This is a genomic window from Kitasatospora sp. NPDC093558 (assembly GCF_040683475.1).
Taxonomy (GTDB): domain Bacteria; phylum Actinomycetota; class Actinomycetes; order Streptomycetales; family Streptomycetaceae; genus Kitasatospora.
This window is the reverse complement of record NZ_JBFBDY010001217.1, coordinates 1-1,322: the sequence shown is the minus strand read 5'-3', so window position 1 is coordinate 1,322 and position 1,322 is coordinate 1. Positions and strand designations below refer to the sequence as shown.

General features: G+C 72.4%; 1 protein-coding gene. It reads right to left on the bottom strand.

What is annotated here, in order from left to right; genetic code table 11:
* Nucleotides 1–1,322, bottom strand: a 1,322-nt coding sequence (locus AB0O00_RS39855) for a type I polyketide synthase (protein ID WP_363659557.1), incomplete at both ends; no start/stop codon positions are given.

Genomic DNA, 1,322 nt, shown 5'->3' with positions numbered 1-1,322 from the left:
GGCACCATTCCGTGCTGCATCGCCAGCACCATCTTGATCACGCCGGCCACACCGGCCGCCGCCTGGGAATGCCCGATGTTCGATTTGATCGAGCCCAGCAGCAGCGGCCGGTCCTCCGAGCGGTCCTGCCCGTACGTCGCGAGGAGCGCCTGCGCCTCGATCGGGTCACCCAGCGTCGTCCCCGTGCCGTGCGCCTCCACCGCGTCCACGTCGCCGGACGACAGCCCGGCGCTCGCGAGCGCCTGCCGGATCACCCGCTGCTGCGACGGGCCGTTCGGCGCCGTCAGGCCGTTGGACGCACCGTCCTGGTTCACCGCACTGCCACGCAGTACCGCCAGCACCCGGTGCCCGTTGCGCCGGGCGTCCGACAGCCGCTCCAACACCACCACACCGACGCCCTCGCCCCAGCCCACGCCGTCCGCCGCATCCGCGAACGAACGGCACCGGCCGTCGGCCGACAAGCCGCCCTGCCGCGAGAACTCCACGAACGTCCCCGGCGTCGACATCACCGTCACACCGCCGGCCAACGCCAGCGAGCACTCACCGCTCCGGAGCGCCTGCGCCGCCAGGTGCATCGCCACCAGCGACGACGAGCACGCCGTGTCCACCGTCACCGCCGGGCCCTCGAAGCCGAAGGTGTAGGACACCCGGCCGGAGGCGACGCTGGGCGCGCTGCCGTTGCCCCGGAAGCCCTCGAACTCCTCGCCGTCCAGGAGCGAGCGGTAGTCGGTGTACATGATGCCCGCGAAGACGCCGGTCCGGCTGCCGCGCAGCGACACCGGGTCGATGCCGGCCCGCTCGAACGCCTCCCAGGACGTCTCCAGCAACAGCCGTTGCTGCGCGTCCGTCGCCAGCGCCTCGCGCGGGCTCATGCCGAAGAACTCGGGGTCGAACTCCCCGGCGTCGTGCAGGAACGCGCCGCGCCGGGTGTAGGACGTGCCCGGGACGGTCCGGTCCTCGCTGTAGAGCGAGTCGACGTCCCAGCCACGGTTCGTCGGGAAATCGGACACCGCGTCCACGCCGTCGGCGACCAGCCGCCACAGGTCCTCGGGCGACTCGACACCGCCCGGGTAGCGGCAGGCCATGCCGACGAGCACGATCGGGTCGTCGGACGACACCGGGAGCGCCGACGGGAGTTCCTCGGCCTCCTCCGCTGCGCCGAACAGGCCTTCCAGGACGAAGCCGGCCAGCGCGTTCGCCGTCGGGTAGTCGAACACCACCGTGGCCGGGAGCTGGAGACCGGTCGCCGACCGCAGCCGGTTCCGAAGCTCCACTGCCGTCAGCGAGTCGAAGCCGAGATCCTGGAACGCCCGCGACGGGTC